Source organism: Pelagibacterium sp. 26DY04 (assembly GCF_031202305.1).
In the GTDB taxonomy this organism is placed as follows: Bacteria; Pseudomonadota; Alphaproteobacteria; order Rhizobiales; family Devosiaceae; genus Pelagibacterium.
This window is the reverse complement of the sequence record NZ_CP101731.1, coordinates 1466466-1486999: the sequence shown is the minus strand read 5'-3', so window position 1 is coordinate 1486999 and position 20534 is coordinate 1466466. Positions and strand designations below refer to the sequence as shown.

The window sequence follows — 20534 nt, the reverse complement described above, 5'->3', positions numbered from 1 at the left end:
GACCACGCCGGGAGCGTAAGCCCCCGGTGAACGAGCGGTTTTTCCGAACCGGGCGAGAACCCGTTATTTCGAACCGCTCCTTAGTCTTCGCAATCATGGTGGATTAATTTGAGCACGCTCCACGCGACGACAGGCGATCATCTTTCGGGATTGGCGCTGGATATGGATGGGGACACGCTGCGCGAGGAGTGCGGCGTGTTCGGCATTTTGGGCCATGGTGATGCTGCGGCTCTGACTGCGCTAGGCCTGCACGCCCTCCAGCACCGCGGACAGGAAGCGGCCGGTATCGTCACCTTCGACGGCAAGCGCTTCAGTTCTGAGCGCCATCTGGGGCTGGTGGGCGATCACTTCACCGACGCCGCTACCCTGGGCCGCCTGCCCGGCAACATTGCCATGGGGCATGTGCGCTATTCAACCACCGGCGAAACCGTGCTGCGCAACGTGCAGCCGCTTTTTGCCGAGCTCGAGGTCGGCGGCATCGCCATCGCGCATAACGGCAATCTCACCAACGGGTTGTCGCTGCGCAAACGATTGATCGCTCAAGGGGCCATCTGCCAATCGACCTCGGACACCGAGGTCGTTTTGCATCTGATCGCCCGCTCGCAGCGCTCGGGCTCTGCGGACCGCTTCATCGATGCGCTCGGCGCCATCGAGGGCGCATATGCCATGGTGGCCATGACACGCACCAAGCTCATCGGCGCGCGGGACCCCAATGGCATCCGCCCCCTGGTGCTAGGGGAACTCGATGGCAAGCCGATTTTTGCGTCCGAAACCTGCGCGCTCGACATCATCGGCGCCAAATTCGTTCGCGACGTCGAAAACGGCGAAGTGATCGTTTGCGAGATTCAGAAGGACGGCTCGATCACCATCGACAGTTTCAAGCCGTTCAAGGCGCGCCACGAGCGGGTTTGCCTTTTCGAATATGTCTATTTCGCCCGTCCCGACTCCGTGGTTGCGGGCCGCTCGGTCTATGCGGCGCGCAAGGCGATGGGCGTCAATCTCGCCAAGGAAGCGCCGATCGAAGCCGACGTGATCGTGCCCGTCCCCGATGGGGGCACGCCGGCCGCGCTCGGTTATGCCCAGCAATCGGGCATTCCGTTCGAATACGGCATCATCCGCAACCATTACGTGGGCCGCACGTTTATCGAGCCGACCCAGTCCATCCGCGCGCTGGGCGTCAAGCTCAAGCATTCGGCCAACCGCGCGGTGATCGAGGGCAAGCGCGTGGTGCTGGTCGACGATTCCATCGTGCGCGGGACGACTTCGCTCAAGATCGTGCAGATGATCCGCGACGCCGGCGCCAAGGAAGTCCACATCCGGGTCGCCAGTCCGATGATCTATCATTCGGACTATTACGGCATCGATACGCCCGATCCTGAAAAGCTGCTGGCCAACCAGTATGCGACGCTTGAAGACATGTGCCGCTATATCGGCGCGGATTCGCTTCAGTTCCTGTCGATCGACGGGCTGTATCTCGCGGTAGGCGGGGAAAAGCGCAACGCGCAGGCGCCGCAGTTCACCGATCACTACTTCACGGGGGACTACCCCACGCCGCTCACCGATCTGGACGGTCGCGACAAGAACGACCCCAAGCAGGTCTCGATGCTGAGGGAAGCCGTATAGAATGACCGACAACAAGGACCTCGCCGGCCGCGTCGTGCTGGTCACCGGCGCTTCGCGGGGGCTGGGTTATGCTGCCGCCAAGAACGCCGCCGCCCGCGGCGCCCACATCATCGCCGTGGCACGAACGGTGGGGGGTCTTGAAGATCTGGACGACGAGATTCAGGCACTGGGCTCCGCGACGACGCTGGTGCCCATGGATCTGACTGACGGGGAAGCCATCGACCGCCTGGGAGCCGCCATCTTCGAGCGCTGGGGCCAGCTCGACGGGCTGATTGGCAATGCCGGGGCCTTGGGGACACTCAGCCCCCTCGCCCACATCCAGCCCAAGGATTTCGCTAATGTGTTCGGCGTCAATGTCGGCGCCAACTACCGGCTGATCCGCTCGCTCGACCTTCTGCTGCGCCAATCCGATGCCGGCCGCGCCGTGTTCATCTCCTCGGGCGCGGCGCTTTCGGCCAAGCCCTATTGGGGCCTCTATGCCGCCTCGAAGGCCGCGCTCGACGCCATGGTCAAGGCCTATGCCGGCGAGATGGCCATCACCGAAGTCAAGGTCAACGTCTTCTATCCCGGCCAGGTCCGCACCGCCATGCGGGCGAAAGCCATGCCCGGCGAGGACCCGCTGACGCTGCCGACGCCCGATGAGGTTGCGCCCAGGATCGTCGATCTGGTTTCGCCGGCATATGACAGGACCGGCATGCGAGTGGATGTACTGAGGGGCGAGGAGCCGCTCTAGATAGACCAAAGCGCCCTGGACAAAGCCCGGCAGTTGCCGGGCTTTTTTGTTGCCTACTTTCCGTCCTCGTCCACATAGGGGTTCTTGCCCCCACGCACCCAGAGCCGAATTGGCGTCCCAGGCAGGTTGAAATCCTGCCGGATGCCGTTGACGATATAACGCTGATAGGCTTTCGGCAGCGCGTCGGGACGCGAAGCGAAGACGATGAAGCTGGGGGGCCGGGTCTTGGCCTGTGTCATGTAGCGGAGCTTGAGCCGCCGCCCCGACACCGCCGGAGGCGGGTGGTGTTCTGTCATGGCCGAGAGCCAGCGGTTGAGCTTGGCAGTGCGGATCTTGACGTTCCAGACACGCTCGATATCGAAGATCGCCTTCATCAGCTTATCGATATTGCGACCCTGCAAGCCCGACATGGTGACAAGCGGAATGCCGCGAAGCTGCGGCAAAAGCCGCTCGCATTGCTCGCGCAGTTCTAGGATCTTGGCGTTCTTGTCCTCGATCAGATCCCATTTGTTGACGGCGATCACCATCGCCCGCCCCTCGCGCTCGACGAGGTCGGCCAGTGCCAAGTCCTGCTTTTCGAACGGAATGGTCGCGTCGAGCAGCAGCACCACCACTTCGGCATACTGGATCGAGCGCAGGCTGTCGGCCACCGAGAGCTTTTCGAGCTTGCCCTGCACGCGCGCCTTGCGCCGGATGCCGGCGGTATCGACGAGATTGATGACGCGGCCTTCCCATTCCCAGGGCACCATGATGGAATCGCGGGTGATCCCCGCCTCCGGCCCTGTCAAAAGCCGGTCTTCGCCCACCATGCGATTGATGAGCGTCGATTTTCCCGCATTGGGGCGTCCTACGATGGCAACGTTGAGGTAGCGGTTGGGATCCCACCGCATGGGCGCGGTTTCGCCTGCCTGATCCTCGCCTTCATCCTCATCGACATCGACGTCGACCTCGGGCCTGCGGACCATCTCGTAATCGAATTCGTCGGCTTCGGCCGCTGCCTTGGCTTCTTCGGCGCGATCCACTGCCTGGGAGACGATTGTGTAAAGATCGGCGAGCCCCAGCCCGTGTTCGGCCGAAAGGGGCACCGGCTCGCCAAAGCCGAGCGAAAAAGCCTCCATCAACCCTGCGTCGGAGGCCCTGCCTTCGGCCTTGTTGCCGATGACGTGGATTTCCTTGTCCGCCTTGCGCAACAATCGCGCGAAATGCTCGTCGGTCGGCGTGATGCCGGCGCGCGCATCAATCATGAACAGAATGACATCGGCTTCGGCGATCGCCATCTCGGTCTGGCGCCGCATGCGGGCTTCGAGGCTGTCGTCATTGGCATCTTCATAGCCAGCCGTGTCGACAAGCGTGAAGGTGAGGTCGCCGATCCGCCCCACGCCCTCCCGCCTGTCGCGCGTCACGCCAGGCGTGTCGTCGACAATAGCGAGCTTCCTGCCCACCAGCCTGTTGAACAGCGTGGATTTGCCTACATTGGGTCTGCCGACAATGGCAACGGTAACGGTCATTCCGTTTGGGCCTGCCCAGCATCGGATTCAAGCGGCTGTCCCAGCGTTTCAAGGCTCGGCGTCTCGGCGGGAATCACGATTTCCTCGGGCGCAGCCTCGACCGGGGCAGCAGCATCGACGAGTTCCTCGCTGACATCGACCCCTGTGGAGGCAAGTTGCTCGAGATAGACGAACGCGCGAAGCTGCATGTCCTGCCCGGCAGCCGGATCGGCAGCAATCGCCTCGAAGTTGGCGCGCGCCTCCTCGATGTTTCCGGCCTTGTAGTGAGCGAGCCCCAGGGCCTCGCGCGCGCTGTTGCGCATCGGGTTATCTTCGCCGGTGAGGCCACCCACACGCTGCTCAACGGCAGCGGCATCAAGGTGATCGACGGCCAGATACCCGGCAAAGACATAGGCAAGCTCACGCAGACGAGGCTGGTCAAGGCTCGCGGCCAGCGCGTCGTAGGCGGCAATGGCGCCCTCGATATCGCCCGATTCAACCAACAGGGCCGCTTCCTGGAAGCGCGCCAGCGTGGCGTAGCCCGCAGGCCCACTCGCCTGCAGTTCGGCAAAGGCGGCCTGCGCCCCCTCGATATCGCCCTGCTCGGCAAGGTCGGCAGCGGCGTAATACTGGTCGGACGCCGTCGCGGCGGTGTTCGAACTCCACCACTTCCAAATTTCGTTGGCGGCAACCAGCAGCACGATCAGCACGGCAGCGCCGATAATGAAGGGCGCAAAGCGCCTCCAGAAGGCTTTCAGCTTATCGCTGCGCAGTTCTTCTTCGACTTCGCGCAGGAAGGAATCTTCGCTCATTACGGCATCCGGACTGTCTTAAAAAAGTGGCCGGACAATAGTGGTCCCGTCCCTATAATGCAATCGCACGTAAGACCGGATTCGCAGCGGATTTGAGACAATGGACAAGACCGAGCGGCTATTTGCCATCATGGATGCGCTCCGACGCCATCGACGCCCCGTAACGGCGGCGCAATTGGCTGACGATCAGGGCGTTTCCGTGCGCACGCTCTACCGCGATATCCAAACACTGGTCGGGCTCGGCGCACCGATCGAGGGCGAGGCCGGCATAGGATACATGCTGCGCCCAGGATTCTTCCTGCCGCCGCTGATGTTTTCGGCCGACGAGCTCGAAGCGCTGGTGCTCGGCGCGCGCTGGGTGGAAGTGCAGCCCGACGTCGAACTCTCGAACGCAGCGCGCAACGCATTGGCCAAGATCGCCACCGCCTCGCCCGAGGACCTGCGGGATCGGATTTCCGATACAGGGCTCTGGCCCGTCCGGGTTGAGGGCGATCGCGAGCCCCTGCCCCTGCTGGCCCTGGTGCGCCGCGCGATGCGGGCCGAGAGAGCGCTGCGGATCGCCTATGAGGATGAAAAGGGCAATCCGTCCGAGCGTGACATCTGGCCGGTGCAGATCGCCTTTTATGAAAACAAGCAGATCATCGCCGCCTGGTGCACCCTGCGCGAAGCGTTTCGGCATTTCCGCACCGAACGGATCGCTTCAGCTGAGCTGACGGAAATGCGCTATGGCCGCCGTAGGGCTGTTCTTGCTGACGACTGGTACACGCAATGGCAGGCCGAACGGCACTGGCACTAGCGGCATTCGCGCATTTATGCTGGCTCCATGACGCATGACCATCGCACGTATCCGCCGCTCGACACCTTTAAGCCGATTGCCCAGGACATCTGGATCGTCGACGGCCCAATCATTGAGTTCGGCATGCCGTGGCCAAGGATGGGCTTTCCTACCCGGATGACGGTGGTGCGCCTTTCGGATGGAACGTTGTTCATCCACTCCCCAACGCCGCTTTCTGCCGGTCTCAAATCCGAGATCGAGGCGGAGGGTGCTCCGGCCTATGTCATCGGGCCTAACCGGATCCACTATTGGTGGGTGCCCGAATGGCACACGGCTTATCCAGAAGCAAAGGTCTATCTCGCCCCGCGCATTCGTGAACAGGCGGGCAAGCGGATCACCTTCCCCACGAATGAAATCTCCAACCCTTCCGGCTTTCCCTGGGATGCAGAGATCGCCACTCTGCCGATCAGCGGCGACTTCATGACCGAGATCGTGTTCTTCCACCGCAGGTCCCGCACTCTGATCCTGACCGACCTCATCGAAAACTTCGAACCCGAGAAGCTTTCCAATCCGCTCATGCGGCTGGTGACCAGGCTGGGAGGCGTACAGGCCCCGGATGGGCAGATGCCGCGCGACATGCGCCTCACCTATCGCCGCAACAAAACCGACCTTCGGAACGCTGTCGAAACGATGATCAGTTGGAATCCGGAACGCATCGTTATTGCGCACGGCCGCTGGTTTCCCGCCGATGGCGCCAACGAGCTTCGCCGTGCCTTTCGTTGGCTGCTCTAGGCGAGCCCCTTCGTTTAACCTTGGGCAAATTTGCGGAACGGGGTTCGCCGCCTCCCGATTTTCCTTTCGACGGTCCGATACAAGCGCGGGCCACTAACCCAATCATGGAGAGAGGAATATGGCACAGGATCGCTGGAACCCCGAACGCGAATACGACCGCCGCCAGAGAGCGGAACGGCGCGATTGGCGCGATCGGAACGACGCCGATTATGAAAGCCAAGGCTACGATCCCTATGCCGACGATTTCGACCGCGAAGGCGGCTATTACGATCGTCGTCCAGATTATGGTAGCCAGTACAACACCGGCAATTTCGGTGTGCCTGGCGCGCTCGGCATGGGTGGACGATACTACACCGGCGGGGGCTTTTTCGGTTCCCGCGGGCGGCAGGGCATGGAGCCCGGTTATCGCGGCAATCGCGGGTATGCGGACCGCTTCCGCGCCGAACGGCACCGCGATGAGGATCGCGGGTTCTGGGACAAGGCAAGTGACGAGGTCCAGTCCTGGATGGGTGATGAAGACGCCGAACGGCGTCGGCGCATGGATCGGGAAAATCACCATCGCGGCCGCGGTCCGCGCGGCTACACCCGATCTGATGACCGTATCAGCGAGGACGTCCATGACCGGTTGACCGACGACTGGGCGCTTGATGCCTCCAATATCGAGGTCTCGGTTTCAGGCGGCGAGGTGACCTTGAGCGGCACCGTCAGCAGCCGTCAGGACAAGCGCCGCGCCGAGGATATCGTCGACGATATTTCCGGCGTTTCTCATGTGCAGAACAACCTGCGGGTGAATACGGAAACCGGAACCGGCGAGCGCCGGTTCACCACCGGCTAGCCCGCCGCTCTATTCTTCTGTCCTGGCCCCGCCCGCTTGGCGGGGCCGTTTGCATTGGCCGGACGGATCGCCAAATCCGGGTCGCGGGCTCTGATGGCCGATGCAATACTGGCGGCTTCCAAGGAGCGCCGCATGTCCTTATCCAGCAAAACGATCACTTCCCCTGTTGGCGCCCTCACACTCGTCGCAAACGCCAGTGAGTTGGTCGCCATTCTTTGGGAGAATGACGATCCACGCCGCGTGCCGCTCGGGCCGCTCCGTTCCGTCGGCGACCACGCCATCCTGAACCTGGCTCAGCAGCAGCTCGATCAATATTTTACCGGACAACGCACCCGGTTCGAACTGCCGCTCGCCTCTTCGGGAACGCGCTTTCAGCAGGCCGTCTGGAGCGCGCTGCTCGACATTCCTTATGGCAAAACACAAAGCTATGGCGATCTGGCAGCGGCCCTGGGCAAGCCATTCGCTGCCCGTGCGGTCGGCGCCGCCAATGGCCGCAATCCTCTCTCGATCATCGTGCCGTGCCATCGCCTTGTTGGCGCCGATGGCAGCCTTACCGGATTTGCCGGCGGCCTCGAGGCCAAGCGTTACCTGCTCGATCTGGAAAAGGCGCACAGTTCAACGCGGGCGGAAGCGCAGGCACTTGTTTAGTGCAACTCGCCCCCGATTTTCGGGCGGAGCGGCCAATGACCGATATCGAAAATCCTTCCTTTACCCAACTGCGCCAGCACGAAATCGCGCACGACCCACTGGATCGGCTCCTCCAGCGAGATTTCCCGAATCCGCTCGGCCGGCCGTAAGATGGTCATATGCGGACAAATTGTTGACTGCCCGGGCGGCAGCGCCACCTTGATGAGTGCGCGCTGCACGCTTTTCCTCAGGGCCAATATCGCGGGCGACGATTGGCGGCTGCGCAGCACGACGCAAGGCCCATTGAATACCGAAATAGTATCGAAGCGCACCGCAAAGGCCTCGGCCACCACAAGAGCTCCGGCGGCAAGTGCAGCGTCGATGTCGCCCTTAAGATGGCGCCGACCTGCCCCCACCGCGCATAGCGAAACATGCAACCGGTCAGCGTGACAGATCCGACCATCGAGGCCGTACCGTCCCTTCATTTGGCCGGCCAAACGTTCGACTGCCCTCGCCACCGGCCCGGTGGGCCGCAAGGCGAAATAATAGCGTGGCACCGGTGCTTTTGCCGCGAACAAATCCTGCTGCGAGAACATCGCAATGCCTCCTCGACATCAATGTTCTCTTTATGTTCTCACTGGTAGCAGCTTTTGTCCAGCCAGAAGCGGCGCTCACGCCCGGAGCGCCACCGCCTGCCAGCACATATCGGCGATCTGCTCCACTTCAGCCCGGCTGATCGGCCGCGGGTCAAGCCGCCGGCGCTTTATCGCGTGACGGATCGCCCCGCGCACAAAACTGGCGAGGAGGTAGGACTGTCCCTCGCGGACCACGCCGGCCTTTTGTGCTCCTTCGAACAATGCTCGCGTATAATCGAGAAAACCCGCAAAGGTCGCAGCGATATCGGCACGGCTGAGTTCGGGGGAGTTGTCGAGGTATTCGAACAGCCGCGCCCGCTCCGGCCCTTCCAGAATGAAGTCGATGTAGTCGGCAATATAACGCCGGACACGCGTGCCGAAATCGACGCTGTTTTGATGCTCGACCATCATGGCCTTTGCCATCTCTTCGCCCACGCGCACATAGACGCCCAAGACGAGCGCCTTCTTGGAGGGGAAGTAGTTGTAGAGCGATCCTGTCGCCACCCCCGCTCGTACGGCAATGGCGGCCATCGAGCATTGCAGGCCGTTTTCAACGATCAGTTCGGCGGCGGCATCGAGAATCCGATCCCGCTTATTCACAGGTGCGTCCATACTGAATGAACCTTCATTCATCCGTCATGTTGGTAAGGTAGCTGTGTTCGCGACCGGGCACAAGCCGTCTTTGAAAACGCCGAGTTGACCGGGCACCACGCCCTCGAAGCGCAGCATCAACAGCAGGACAAGCGTCATGACCGAACTCTACACTTTCGTTCACCTTACCGATCTGCACATCGGCAACCCCGATATCGTCGACGATCATCTTTTTTCCGATACGACTGCAAATCTCAAGGCGCTGCTGGCCGATGTCAAAGCGCTCGTACCGCAACCCAAATTCATCGTTGCTACGGGTGATCTCACCAATCAGGGCGATGAAGGCAGCTACCGCAACCTCAAGACCATTCTCACCGAAGCCGCGCTCGATATCCCGGTAATTTTCGCGCTCGGCAATCATGACAAGCGCGAGGGCTTTTATGCCGGCATGCTCGGCCAGACCGAAAATCTCGCCGCCCCCTACTTCCACGCTCAGGTGATCGACGGCGTTCATGTGATCGCGCTCGATTCCAGCGCGCCGGGCAAGATCGGCGGCTCCATCGAGCCCGAGCAGTTCGAATGGCTCGAGGCCGAACTCAACGCCCACCCCGACCTACCCAAGCTGATCGCCGTTCACCATGCCCCCGCGCTCGACGAGGATCGGCCGGACACCGAATGGGAAAGCCTCACCATTGCCGATTCGCTCAAGCTGCGTGACATGCTCAAGGGCAAGAACGTGCTGGGCATCCTCTCGGGCCACATCCACTTCGACCGCGTGACCAACTGGTACGGCATTCCGGTGGTCGTCGGCATCGGCACGCATGCAGCTACGGACGTCACCTATCTGCACGAAGGCATGCGCATGCTCGCCGGCGCGTCCCTTGCCATTGGTCAGGTTCGGTCGTCCGGACTCACCATCTCCTTCGTGCCGCAGCCGTCCGACCGGCGCGAGTTGCACAGCTTCACCTTCGCGGACATGGCCGAGATGCTCAAGAAGTACGAAGCCGCCAACGTCGCGGCTGAGTAAGGGAGCGCTAAAAATGCACCGCAGAAACCTTCTGGCCGCGGCTCTGGCGTCCTTGGCCCTGCCGGCCATCGGCCAGACCATTCCCGACACCGTCGATGAGCCGGTGACGATCACTTTCTACAACTACAACCTCGCCATGGCGGGTAACGGTGCCGACGCCACGCGCCGGCTGATCGACCAGTTCATGGCCGAAAATCCCAATATCACCGTGGACGCCATTCCGGTAGGGGCCGCTGAATCCACCACCACGGTGCAGGCCGACCTCGCCGCCGGCCAGCCGGTCGATCTGGTGCAGATGGGCTTTTCCACCCTCTCGTATGCCGTGGACAATTACGGCGCGGTGGCGCTCGAGGACATCATCCCCCAGGATGAACTCGACGGGCATTTCGAAGGCATGGTGCCAAACGGGCTCGATCTGGGCCGCTTGAATGACAAGACCTACGGCCTCGCCTACACGTTTTCGACCCCGGTTCTGTTCTACAATGCCAACCTCTTCCGGGAGGCTGGCCTGGATCCTGATCAGCCACCTGAAACCTGGGACGAAATTCGTGAAACGGCGCTCGCCATCGAAGACGCCACAGGCAAGGAGGGCTTTGCCGCCGGTATCTTCGGCCCCAGTGCCGCCGACTGGCTGTTCCAGGGGGTGGTGCGCTCCAATGGTGGCGAGGTGATTTCGCGCGACCGCACGACCCTGACCTTCGCCGAACCTCCGGCTGTAGAAGCCGTACAAATGCTGCGCGATCTTTATGACGCGGGCGCTTTCGATCCCATGGACATCACCGCCGCGCTCGAAGGCATGTCCTCGGGCAATATCGGCATGTATCTCCAGACCAGCGCCATCCAGGGCGCGCTGGTCTCAGGCGCCGAAGGCAATTTCGAGCTACGCGCCTCCACCATGCCGAGCTTCGGCGACAAGCCGGTGCGGCCGAACAATTCGGGCAGCGCACTGGTGATCCTTTCCCAGGATCCGCTCAAGCAGCGCGCCGCTTGGGAGCTGATGAAGTTCCTCACCTCCGAAGAGGGTTACACCGTCATCACCTCGGAAATCGGCTATCTGCCGCTTCGCCCGGCCATTGTCGACGATCCGCGCTACCTCAAGGATTGGGTGGAGGAGCATCCGCTGGTGCAGCCCAATCTCGACCAACTCGCCATTCTCGAGCCGTGGGAATCCATGCCCGGCCCCAACTATCTCCAGATCGTCTCCATCATGATGGATGCCGCCGAGATGGCCGTCTATGGCGGGGTCGATGTGGAAGCCACGCTCCGTGACGCGCAGGCCAACGCTCAGGCGCTGATGCCCTAACCAGCATGCCTGGCGGGTTCCGCCGGGCGCCCTTCTCTCTCCCAAGGACGAGCGCAATGGTTCGCAATCTCCCTCTTTCAACGGTCCTCGTGACAGCCGCCCTCATGTCCGGAACAGCGGGCGTGGCGGCACAGGCCATGCCGGCCGCCGTCGATGAACAGGTCGAAATCACCTATTACAACTACAATCTGGCCTCCGCGGGCATTGGCGCGGAAGCCACGCAACAACTCATTGCCGATTTCGAAGCCGCGCACCCCAACATCACCGTCAACGCCGTAGGCGTGCAATCAACCGAGATGGTTTCACGGATCCAGGCGGATATGGCCGCCGGCATCGGGCCGGACGTGACCCAAACGATTTTCGACGATCTCGCCTACACGATCGACAATTTCGGCGCCGTCGCACTCGAGGACATCGTGCCGCCCGAAGAACTCGCCGCCCATTTCGAGGGCATGTCGGAAAACGGTCTGGAGCTGGGCCGCCTCAATGGCAAGACCTATGCCCTCGCCTATACTTTCTCCACCCCGGTCCTGTTCTACAACGCGGACCTGTTCCGCGCTGCGGGCCTCGATCCGAATCAACCACCCCGCACCTGGGAAGAGCTCAAGATGGCGGGTCTTGCCATTGAGGAAAGCACCGACGCCCGCGCCTTCGAAGCAGCGATCGTTGGTCCCGGTTCGGGCGGCGATGACTGGATGCTCCAGAGTGTCGTCCTCTCCAATGGCGGCCGCACGCTTTCGGAAGACCGCATCACACTCACTTTCCATGAGCCTGAAGCCGTCGAGGCCATCGCCATGTTGCAGGATCTTTACGAATCCGGCGTCTTCTATCCCGGCGAGTTGGGCTCGAGCATGGAGAGCATGGCGGGTGGCCAGGTCGGTATGTATCTCACCTCCTCGGTGCTGCAGGCCTATCTGATCGCCGGCTCGGAAGGCAATTTCGAGCTGCGTTCGGCGCAGATGCCCGGCTTCGGCGATCGCCCCGCTTCGCCCACCAATTCGGGCAGTGGCCTGGTGATTCACACCACCGACCCGGTCAAGCAGCGCGCTGCCTGGGAATTGATGAAGTTCATGACCTCGCCCGAGGCCTATACCGTCATCACCTCGCAGATCGGCTATGTGCCCCTGCGCACCGACATCGTGACTGATCCCACCTACCTCGCAGACTGGGTGGCCGAGCATCCGCTGGTCCAACCCAATCTCGATCAGCTCGAACGGCTGGAACCTTGGGTCGCCTATCCCGGCCCCAATTACCGACAGATCAATTCGATCATGATGGATGCCATGGATATGGCCGTGTTCGGCGGCGTCGATGTCGAAGCGACGTTGCGCGATGCCCAGGCCAATGCACAGGCCCTCATGCCCTGAAACAAGCGCCGCGTGCCTCGCGTGCGCGGCGGTTCTCCACAGCAATAGGTGCCCCAATGGCTGACCTGTCCCTTTCATCGCCGATTGTCCGGCCGCGCAAGAAGCGGAGGCTGGCGGCTGATGACCGGTATCAATTCGCTCCCTGGCTCTATCTCCTGCCGGCCATCGCCACGCTCGTCATCTGGGTCTATTGGCCCCTCGTCGACGCTTTCCGGCTCAGCATGTTCCAGTGGAACATGCTGCCCACTACCGAGCCCAAATTCGTCGGCTGGACCAATTTCGCCAATATCTTCTCCCTGCCGAAATTCTGGCAGGCGGTTCGCAATACCGGCATCTACGTCATCGGTCTTCTGCCGCTGGCCGTGCTGATCCCTCTGGCGCTGGCCATCTATACACACGACCTGCCGGCGCGGGCTCGAAACATCTATCGCGCCATCATTTTCGTGCCGATGATCATTGCCCCAGTGGTCGCCGCCGCGGTCTGGCGCTGGCTGCTCGACCCCGGCCACGGCATGGTCAACCAAGCGATCACCGGGCTGGGCGGGGAACCTGTGCGGTTCCTGGCCGATCCCAACTTCGCCATCTGGACCATAATCCTGCTCACTGGCTGGAAGCTCATCGGCTTTTCCACGCTCATCCTTTCCGCCGCCAACGCCAACATCAATCCCTCGCTGGTCGAAGCCGCCCGCATGGACGGCGCGAGCAAGTGGGAGATCATCCGCGACATTCGCCTGCCGCTTCTGATGAACACCGTGCTGTTCCTGGTGATGATGACCATCCTGCTCGGCGCCCAGTGGAGCTTTTCCTACATCAACGTCCTCACCGGCGGCGGCCCGCTAGGGTCGACCACCAACATCTTCTACGTGCTCTGGGAGTTCGGCTTTTCGTCCATGTCGGTGGGCTGGAGTTCGGCTGCCGCGGTCATCCTCTTCCTCGCCTTCGGCGCACTGGCCTTCGTGCTGTTCCGCCTCATCGAGAGGTATTCCTTCTATGACAACTGATGCTCTTTCCGCTCCCACCACAGGTTTCGCCGTCCGTCCGCGCCGCCGGGCCCGCCGGCTGGGAAACAGCCCCGCCTTCGGCCATGTGCTGATGGCGCTCCTCTCGATCTTCTGCCTGTTCCCGGTCTACTGGATGGTGGTAACCTCGTTCCGCCCGGCCAATGCGATTTTCGAGACATCGCTGCTGCCGACATCGGGGTCGCTCGAGAACTATATCTACGCGCTCAACGCCATCCCGGTCGCCCAGATGCTGGTGAATACGCTGGTGGTGTCCGCCGCGGTCACGGTCATTCAGCTCGCCACCGGACTTTTTGCGGCTTACGCCTTCGCTCGCTGGCGCTTTCCCTTCGACAAGGCGATCTATGCCCTGGTGGCGCTGACCTGGCTCGTGCCGTTCCAGGTCGTGATGATCCCCAACTACCTTATCGTCGCCCGACTCGGCCTGCTCGACTCCATCGTCGCGCTCATCCTGCCAAATTTCGCCTCGGCCCTCGCCATCATGCTGCTCTACCAGACCATGCGGTCTTTCCCCCGCGAGGTGATCGAGGCGGCGCGCATGGACGGCGCCCGGAGCTGGCGGATCCTGTGGGATGTGCTTACGCCCAATCTGCGCGGCATTCTGGCCTCGCTCGCCATCCTCATCTTCATTTCCACCTGGAACGAATATTTCTGGCCCCTGCTCCTCACCCGCTCGGCCGAAAACAGCGTCATCCAGATCGGCATTCAGATGTTCATGACCTCCGAGGGCACCCAATGGGGACCGCTCATGGCGGCCTCGACAATGGCCAGCCTGCCGATCCTTGCCATCTACATCGTCCTGCAGCGTCAGGTCATCCAGTCCTTCATGAAATCAGGTATTCGATAAATGAACACCCCTCTCTCCCGCCACATAGCCGTCGCCGGCGCCTATAACATCCGCGACCTGGGTGGCTATCGCACGCCCAACGGGGAAACCGCTTGGCGCCGCATCCTGCGCTCGGACGGCCTGCACCGTATCGACGCCGAAGGCATGGCCATGCTTGTCGAAGCCGGCGTCGTGACGGTCATCGATCTTCGTCACGACACCGAATGCGCCACCCAGCCCAACCCGCTCGCGGGCCATGACGCCGTGCGCTACCACAATGTTTCGCTGTTTGCCGATCTCGCCCCCACGGGCACATCTTCAGGCGACGTCCTGCTCGATCTCTACATCAAGGCGTTGGACGAGCGCGGGACCGTTATCGCCCAGGTGCTCAAGCTGATCGCCGAGGCACAGGACGGCGCCGTCCTCTTCCACTGCACCGCTGGCAAGGACCGCACCGGCATCATCGCGGCTCTGCTGCTCGCGCTGGCCGGCGTCGAGACGACGCTTATCCTTGAGGACTATGCCCTCACCGCAACGATGATTGCTCCCATGGTCGAAGAACTGATCGCTGGCGCGCGCGAGCGCGGCGTCGATCCGGAAGCCTTCATGCCTTTACTCGCGGCCGAGCCAGTCACCATGGAGCGCACTATCGCCCATATCCAAGCCAATTACGGGTCGGTCGAGGCCTATCTCGCCGGCATCGGGCTGAGCGGGGAAACTGTCGCCAAACTGAAAAATCGCCTGTCGGGAGAATGAAGATGGCTGAACTTTCCATTTCCGGCGTCAAGAAGTCCTATGAGGGCAAGCAGGTCCTCCATGGCGTCGACGTCGAGATCGAACCGGGCCAGTTCGTAGTGATCGTCGGCCCCTCTGGCTGCGGGAAATCCACGCTGCTGCGCATGATCGCCGGGCTTGAGACGATCACAGCGGGCGAAATCGCCATCGCCGGCGAGGTGGTCAACGATATCGATCCCGCCGACCGCGGCTGTGCCATGGTGTTCCAGAACTATGCGCTCTATCCGCATATGACGGTGGCCGATAACATCGGCTATCCCCTCAAGATCGCCCGCATCGAGAAAACCGAGCGCGAGCGCCGCATCCGCGAGGCAGCGGCCATTCTGGATCTTTCCGACTACCTCGACCGCCGGCCCGGACAGCTCTCGGGCGGCCAACGCCAGCGCGTCGCCATGGGCCGCGCCATCGTGCGCGAGCCGGCCGTATTTCTGTTCGACGAGCCGCTTTCCAATCTCGACGCCAAGCTGCGTGTGCAGATGCGCATCGAGATCAAAAAGCTGCACAAACGCCTTGGCGCCACCTCGATCTTCGTCACTCACGATCAGGTCGAGGCCATGACCCTGGCCGACAAGCTGATCGTCATGAACAAGGGGCATATCGAGCAGGTCGGCTCACCCAGCAGCGTTTACAAGACGCCCGCCTCCACGTTCGTCGCCGGGTTCATGGGCGCTCCGGCCATGAACCTCACCGATGGCGAGCTGCTCGATGCAACCACAGTTGCCCTCGATTTCGCCCCTTATGAGCATTTCCGCCTGCCCCAGCCGGTCCCCGGCATCAACGGCCGGGTGACCGTCGGCTTCCGGCCGGAAGAAATCCGGATTTCCAAAGGGGGCAAGGGGCTCAAGACGCAGGTCGAGCTCATCGAGGAACTCGGCGGCAGCCGCGTCGCCTATTGCACCGCCGGCTCGAACGAATTCGCCGTAGTCGTGCCGCCCACGGTCGACCTGGATGAAGGCGAGACCGTAGCGCTCGATATCCCAAGCGCTGCCATTCACCTGTTCGACGCCGAAACCGGCAAAAGGTTGCAGACCGGCGCCGCTGTCACAAAGCTGGCCGTTCCAGCCTGACGCCTCAGGCCGCGGGCGCGCCGCGGCCTGTCCTTATCTCGCCAAAAGCCGTCACCAGATGATCGAACACCGCTCGGATTCTTGGCACGCGTGAGAGGTTCTCATGCGTCACGATCCAGGTATCGAGAAGATGGATGGAGAAATCCGGGATTACCCGGACCAGGCGAAGATCGGCCTCCCCCAAAGGCACCTGGCACACCGCGATGCCGACGCCGGCTCGTGCAGCGGCCACTTGAGCGGGGTGGCTGTCGGTGCGCAGCACGAAACGGTCAAGTGAGAATTGCGGCCCCAGCCCCTCGGCGATCATGATATCGCTGCGGCTGCGATCCGGCCCGATAACGTCGTGCTCGGCGAGATCGTCCAGCGTTTCCGGCATTCCGCGCCGCGCGATATAATCGGGCGAAGCGAAAAGGCCGATCGGAATCGCGGCGACCTTGCGCGCCACCAGCGCTCCCTGCCTGGGCGCCACCGTCCTCACCGCCAGATCGACTTCATGAGCGAGAATGTCGGCCTGAGCATTGCTGAGCGACAGCTCAACCCTCAACCGAGGATGCTTTTCGCGCAGCGTCCGCAGCATTGGCGGAACGACTTCAACGCCCATCATCTCGGGCACGCTGATGCGCACGGTCCCCGCGATCTCGCCGTGGGGTGCCGAAGCCTGCCGCACAAAGAGGTCAGAGGCCAGCGCCATGGTGCGGGCCGTCTCCCGCAGCGCCTCGGCAGTCTCGGTGGGCGTCAGTCCGTTGACCGACCGCGTGAACAACACCGCGCCCAGCACATGCTCCAACGCCTCTATTCGTGTCCGTACCGTGGGATGCGACAGCCCCAATTGCCGTGCAGCCGCTGAAAGGCTGCCGGTTTCAAGCACCGCCAGGAAGATACGCTGGTCATCCCAAGAGATCGGGGAACTCATAAGAAATCTTACAGCGACTGAAGGGCCGACGGCAAATTCTTTAGGAGTCCCGTTTCAGCAATGTGAGCGCGCCGGCCTCACTCCCACTCGATTGTTTACGGCTCTCATAGCACGTTGAATTTCTTCGACAAAAATTTTTTCGGTTCGCTCAATACCGTCAGACACGCCGTCAAAAATCACGCCTTCTGAAATCACTGGATTTTTTCGCCGAGAAACGAAAAGCGTGCTTCCGCCATCTATCGCGCAGCACGGCCAATTGCCTCCGCTGCGCGAACGAGTTTCGCGGCGTCAGAACCCACACAGCGAACGAGCGTGTCCTCGTCGAGAACGTATACGGCGTCGACCGTACCTGCACCAGCCGCAAACAGTCCGAGATACTGCCCGCGAGACAGTGCAACGGGCAGATCGATCAGCTTGAGCGCGCCTTTCGGCAGCCCGAACTCCAGCCTGCGTAGCAACTCATCGAGGGTTTCCAGGAACGCTGGCTGGTCGGGAAATAGCGCGGAAAGGATCTGATGCGCGGATCGTAGGTGAAAGCGCGCACCGTCGGCGATCCGAATGATATCCCCGTAGCCAACCGCACCTTGGAACGGAGTGGTCGAATAGCGACGCTCCAGCTCATCAATCGATGTACCCTCGACCCAGTCGAACAGGATCGACGCACGCTTGCATCGGGCCCAAAACTCAAACTCGTCACGGCAGTATCTTTGAAGTCCTTGCGCCATCGCATTTCCGAAGCGTTGTGCGACGTCACCTGCGCGCGCGCTCTCCGACCGCCCGCGCTTCATGACCGGCGTGTAGATGCCGTCCATCTCGGCCAAGACCTGAATGGTGCCGAGCACCTGGACCGGATCGGTCTGCGCTACATTGAGCTGCCGCATCAGTTCGATAAGGCGCAGGCTCGATTCAAAAGACAGCGACGACGCACCGCAGGCTCTTCCAAGCAGCGTGAGATGCACCAACTCGCCATCAAGCTCGGCAAGGCCCGCCTGCAGCAGTCGCGCCACCAGCGCCGACACGTCCCCTTCTACAAGGCGGATCCATTGCGGATTGGCGCGCGAAGCGGAGTAGCCGCCGAAGGTATTCACAAGAAGCCCGGGGATTTCTTCGGGGCGCACGCCGCGCACCTGGCTCAGCAAGCGCAGCGTCCACGTTGGCAGGTCGCGTTGCTGGAACGACGATCTCACGTCTTCCGGCGTGCCTAGGACATATTTCTGGAAGAGCTGGGCGCGCTCGACCGGCGTGTCGGCCAGGATAATCGCCTTTCCGATCTCATTGTAGCCGAGGCGACCCGCCCGGCCTGCCATGTTCTTGTATTCCGCAATGGTGAACGGCCGACCATCCTCACCGACAAATTCGTTCTCCGCTAAAACGACGGTCGAAGCTGGCGTGTTGATCCCCGCGGCAAGCGTCGTCGTGGCCGCCAAGACATGGATGCCACCGTTGACGTTGCGATAGCCTCGTTCGATCGCTTCGCGCTCCGCCCGAAGCAGGTTTGTGTTGTGGAACGCCGTACCACCCTGCAAGCATTCACGCAGATCCTGCGAAGCTCCAGTCAGGTCCTGTGTTGGCAGGGCGGCGATGACGTTCGTGGCAGGTGCGAGACCGAGTTCCCTGGAAAGATATCGGGCGCAGCCCTGCGCTGGACCGCGCATGTTCCGAAAGACAAGAAGCTTCTCGCCTTTGGCGACCAATTGCTTGGCTAGCGGAACAATGACGTCTTGCGACGACGGCTTGTCTCTTCGCTGCACGATTTGATGTGACGGCAGCAGCGCTTCCGTCTTGGTCGTTCCGTCGACATCGACAAACTGAAAGACACCTCGCCGATCGAGAACGCCTTCGATCAACGGAACTGGTCGTTCCCGCGAAGTCAGAAGCGGCAGACCCAGCCAACTGTCGAAGCTGTTGAGATTGCCGATCACAGCGGACAACACGACGAGTTGGGGTTCGACGCCACGCTCCCGAGCCCGGAGCAACAGCGCAAAGATCAATTCGACGGTGATGCCGCGCGTGGGGTCGGTGATGAACTGGCCCTCGTCAAGGACCACCAGCCCGAGCTGATTCAAGAGACGCGGCGATGCGAGCGCCAGATTGAGGAACATCTCGTAGGTGAAGAAGGCAAGGTCATATCGGCCGCTCATGACCGGACCGACACCGTCCGACGCATCGCCGCTGCATCGCATGACTCGTAGCCCGGCAGGCGCAAATCGCGCACTGAAATCCTCGAATTTTTCGTTCACGAGGGCTCGGTACGGCAGAAGGAATACAGCCTTCTTCCCCGCCGTGACGGCGCGGATCGCGGCCACTTCGCCGATCAGCGTCTTACCTGAACTGGTCGGCGCCACCACGAGCAACGACTTGCCTTCAAGGACGCCATGTTCATTGACGGCCTTGAGCTGCAGCGCATTCAACCCCTGCGGAAAGTGCTCCACCCACTGGTGGACGACTTCCTGCGGGAAACCGTGTTCGGCCAGTTCAGTGAAGGAGCCGGACATTTGCCGAACCGCGACCGTCGGGAACGCGGCTGCAAAGTTGTCGCCACGTTTGAGCACGGGGAAGACAAGCCCACCCTGTACGGTGCCGAGAAACACCGGCGTCTGAGTCACGCTAATTCTCTCGGCTTCGACGCGCGTGAGCCGGATGATCTCGCCAGCTATCTCCGGGAAGCTGACCGTCTCGCCCGCAGCCTTGGTCAGGGCCTCTATGGTGGCGTGGGTCAAAAGGCCGTGGCCCGTCCCGGGCTGCTCCCATGCAGCTTCGTTGGTAGCGCAGGCCGCCAGGAGAATCCGACCTTCGCCGTAGACCTCCGCCAACGCGAAGGCATTGCGTGGGCGGGCCTCTGTTTCGAGGACGCGCGCCGGTGCCTGGCCACTAAAGCAGCAGTCCAAGATGCACAGCACTGCTCTGGCCTTGGTCCGCTTGAACGCCTCGGCCAACGCCGCCATCGGAAGCGCGGTGTGCGCGAGGTCGGCGGCATCCGTGTCGAAGAGTACCAAGCTGCCATCCGGAGAGCCGTGGCCCGCGAAGCCCACGATGACGACGTCTTCCTCTAGGGCCGAGTCAAGAGCGCCGAGGATGGCACCGGACACGTCCGCATGCGTCGCCCGCCCGTCGACGAGTAGATGCGCAGAAAGTCCTTCGATCGTGTCAGTGAACAGCGCCCAGAGAGCTGTCGCATCCCGCCGCGCGCCCCCGAGCTCCGGAATCGTGGGGTCCCGGTGCTTGTTGACGCCGACAAAGATCGCCCTCGTCGCCATGTCGCCTCCTAATGGCTTCGAATTGGGAGATGCTGAACCAAGTCGTTGAC

Annotated in this window: 19 protein-coding genes; 13 read left to right on the top strand and 6 right to left on the bottom strand. The window is 62.0% G+C overall.

Annotated elements, in window-relative coordinates; translation table 11 throughout:
* Positions 1-162: 162 nt before the first annotated feature.
* Both purF and NO932_RS07175 read left to right on the top strand, forming a co-directional pair.
* Positions 163-1623, top strand: coding sequence for an amidophosphoribosyltransferase (purF, locus tag NO932_RS07180; RefSeq protein ID WP_309210995.1), 1461 nt, complete (start codon positions 163-165; stop codon positions 1621-1623).
* Position 1624: 1 nt separating this feature from the next.
* Positions 1625-2356 (top strand): SDR family NAD(P)-dependent oxidoreductase, encoded by a 732-nt coding sequence (locus NO932_RS07175; RefSeq protein WP_309210461.1) that lies wholly within the window; start codon positions 1625-1627, stop codon positions 2354-2356.
* A 53-nt stretch (positions 2357-2409) separates the two neighbouring features.
* Here NO932_RS07175 and der read toward each other — a convergent pair whose 3' ends face one another.
* Both der and NO932_RS07165 read right to left on the bottom strand, forming a co-directional pair.
* The gene (gene der / locus NO932_RS07170; protein WP_309210460.1) at positions 2410-3864 is read right to left on the bottom strand and encodes a ribosome biogenesis GTPase Der; all 1455 of its coding nucleotides are present in this window, start codon (positions 3862-3864) and stop codon (positions 2410-2412) included.
* Positions 3861-4655, bottom strand: coding sequence for a tetratricopeptide repeat protein (locus NO932_RS07165; protein WP_309210459.1), 795 nt, complete (start codon positions 4653-4655; stop codon positions 3861-3863). The genes der and NO932_RS07165 overlap by 4 nt, the downstream gene beginning before the upstream one ends.
* 100 nt (positions 4656-4755) lie before the next feature.
* On the opposite strand from NO932_RS07165, the gene NO932_RS07160 reads away from it, so the two are divergent.
* From NO932_RS07160 to NO932_RS07145, 4 genes are all read left to right on the top strand, one after another.
* On the top strand, positions 4756-5451 hold the full coding sequence (locus NO932_RS07160) for a YafY family protein (RefSeq protein WP_309161781.1): 696 nt from the start codon (positions 4756-4758) through the stop codon (positions 5449-5451).
* A gap of 27 nt (positions 5452-5478) precedes the next feature.
* A complete protein-coding gene (locus tag NO932_RS07155; RefSeq protein WP_309210457.1) occupies positions 5479-6222 on the top strand; it encodes a DUF4336 domain-containing protein in 744 nt (247 codons plus the stop codon).
* 118 nt (positions 6223-6340) lie between these two features.
* Positions 6341-7057, top strand: coding sequence for a BON domain-containing protein (locus tag NO932_RS07150; protein WP_309210456.1), 717 nt, complete (start codon positions 6341-6343; stop codon positions 7055-7057).
* Between the two features lie 132 nt (positions 7058-7189).
* Entirely contained in the window at positions 7190-7705 is a 516-nt protein-coding gene (locus tag NO932_RS07145) for a methylated-DNA--[protein]-cysteine S-methyltransferase (protein WP_309210455.1), read from the top strand.
* Here NO932_RS07145 and NO932_RS07140 read toward each other — a convergent pair.
* Together NO932_RS07140 and NO932_RS07135 are read right to left on the bottom strand one after the other, a co-directional pair.
* Complete coding sequence (locus NO932_RS07140; RefSeq protein ID WP_309210454.1) at positions 7702-8280, bottom strand: 2'-5' RNA ligase family protein; 579 nt, start codon at positions 8278-8280, stop codon at positions 7702-7704. The two genes, NO932_RS07145 and NO932_RS07140, sit on opposite strands and share 4 nt — an antisense overlap.
* 75 nt (positions 8281-8355) lie before the next feature.
* Positions 8356-8919, bottom strand: coding sequence for a TetR/AcrR family transcriptional regulator (locus NO932_RS07135; RefSeq protein ID WP_309210452.1), 564 nt, complete (start codon positions 8917-8919; stop codon positions 8356-8358).
* Between the two features lie 148 nt (positions 8920-9067).
* On the opposite strand from NO932_RS07135, the gene NO932_RS07130 reads away from it, so the two are divergent.
* Genes NO932_RS07130 through ugpC form a run of 7 tightly spaced genes read left to right on the top strand, consistent with a single transcriptional unit; the run spans position 9068 to position 16314 of the window.
* Entirely contained in the window at positions 9068-9937 is an 870-nt protein-coding gene (locus NO932_RS07130; RefSeq protein WP_309210451.1) for a metallophosphoesterase, read from the top strand.
* A gap of 13 nt (positions 9938-9950) precedes the next feature.
* On the top strand, positions 9951-11240 hold the full coding sequence (locus NO932_RS07125; protein WP_309210450.1) for an ABC transporter substrate-binding protein: 1290 nt from the start codon (positions 9951-9953) through the stop codon (positions 11238-11240).
* A 56-nt stretch (positions 11241-11296) separates the two neighbouring features.
* Positions 11297-12607 (top strand): ABC transporter substrate-binding protein, encoded by a 1311-nt coding sequence (locus tag NO932_RS07120; RefSeq protein ID WP_309210448.1) that lies wholly within the window; start codon positions 11297-11299, stop codon positions 12605-12607.
* Positions 12608-12663: 56 nt separating this feature from the next.
* A complete protein-coding gene (locus tag NO932_RS07115; RefSeq protein ID WP_309161794.1) occupies positions 12664-13608 on the top strand; it encodes a sugar ABC transporter permease in 945 nt (314 codons plus the stop codon).
* Positions 13598-14473 carry a carbohydrate ABC transporter permease gene (locus NO932_RS07110; RefSeq protein ID WP_309210447.1) on the top strand — a complete coding sequence of 292 codons (876 nt, stop codon included), beginning with the start codon at positions 13598-13600 and terminating at the stop codon, positions 14471-14473. Before NO932_RS07115 ends, NO932_RS07110 begins: the two co-directional genes overlap by 11 nt.
* Positions 14474-15208 (top strand): tyrosine-protein phosphatase, encoded by a 735-nt coding sequence (locus NO932_RS07105; RefSeq protein WP_309210446.1) that lies wholly within the window; start codon positions 14474-14476, stop codon positions 15206-15208.
* A 2-nt stretch (positions 15209-15210) separates the two neighbouring features.
* Entirely contained in the window at positions 15211-16314 is a 1104-nt protein-coding gene (ugpC, locus tag NO932_RS07100; protein ID WP_309210444.1) for a sn-glycerol-3-phosphate ABC transporter ATP-binding protein UgpC, read from the top strand.
* Positions 16315-16318: 4 nt separating this feature from the next.
* Here the strand turns inward: ugpC and NO932_RS07095 are convergent, their stop codons facing one another.
* Both NO932_RS07095 and NO932_RS07090 read right to left on the bottom strand, forming a co-directional pair.
* Positions 16319-17227 (bottom strand): LysR family transcriptional regulator, encoded by a 909-nt coding sequence (locus NO932_RS07095; RefSeq protein ID WP_309210443.1) that lies wholly within the window; start codon positions 17225-17227, stop codon positions 16319-16321.
* A gap of 236 nt (positions 17228-17463) precedes the next feature.
* Entirely contained in the window at positions 17464-20484 is a 3021-nt protein-coding gene (locus NO932_RS07090) for a DEAD/DEAH box helicase (protein ID WP_309210442.1), read from the bottom strand.
* Positions 20485-20534: the final 50 nt, after the last annotated feature.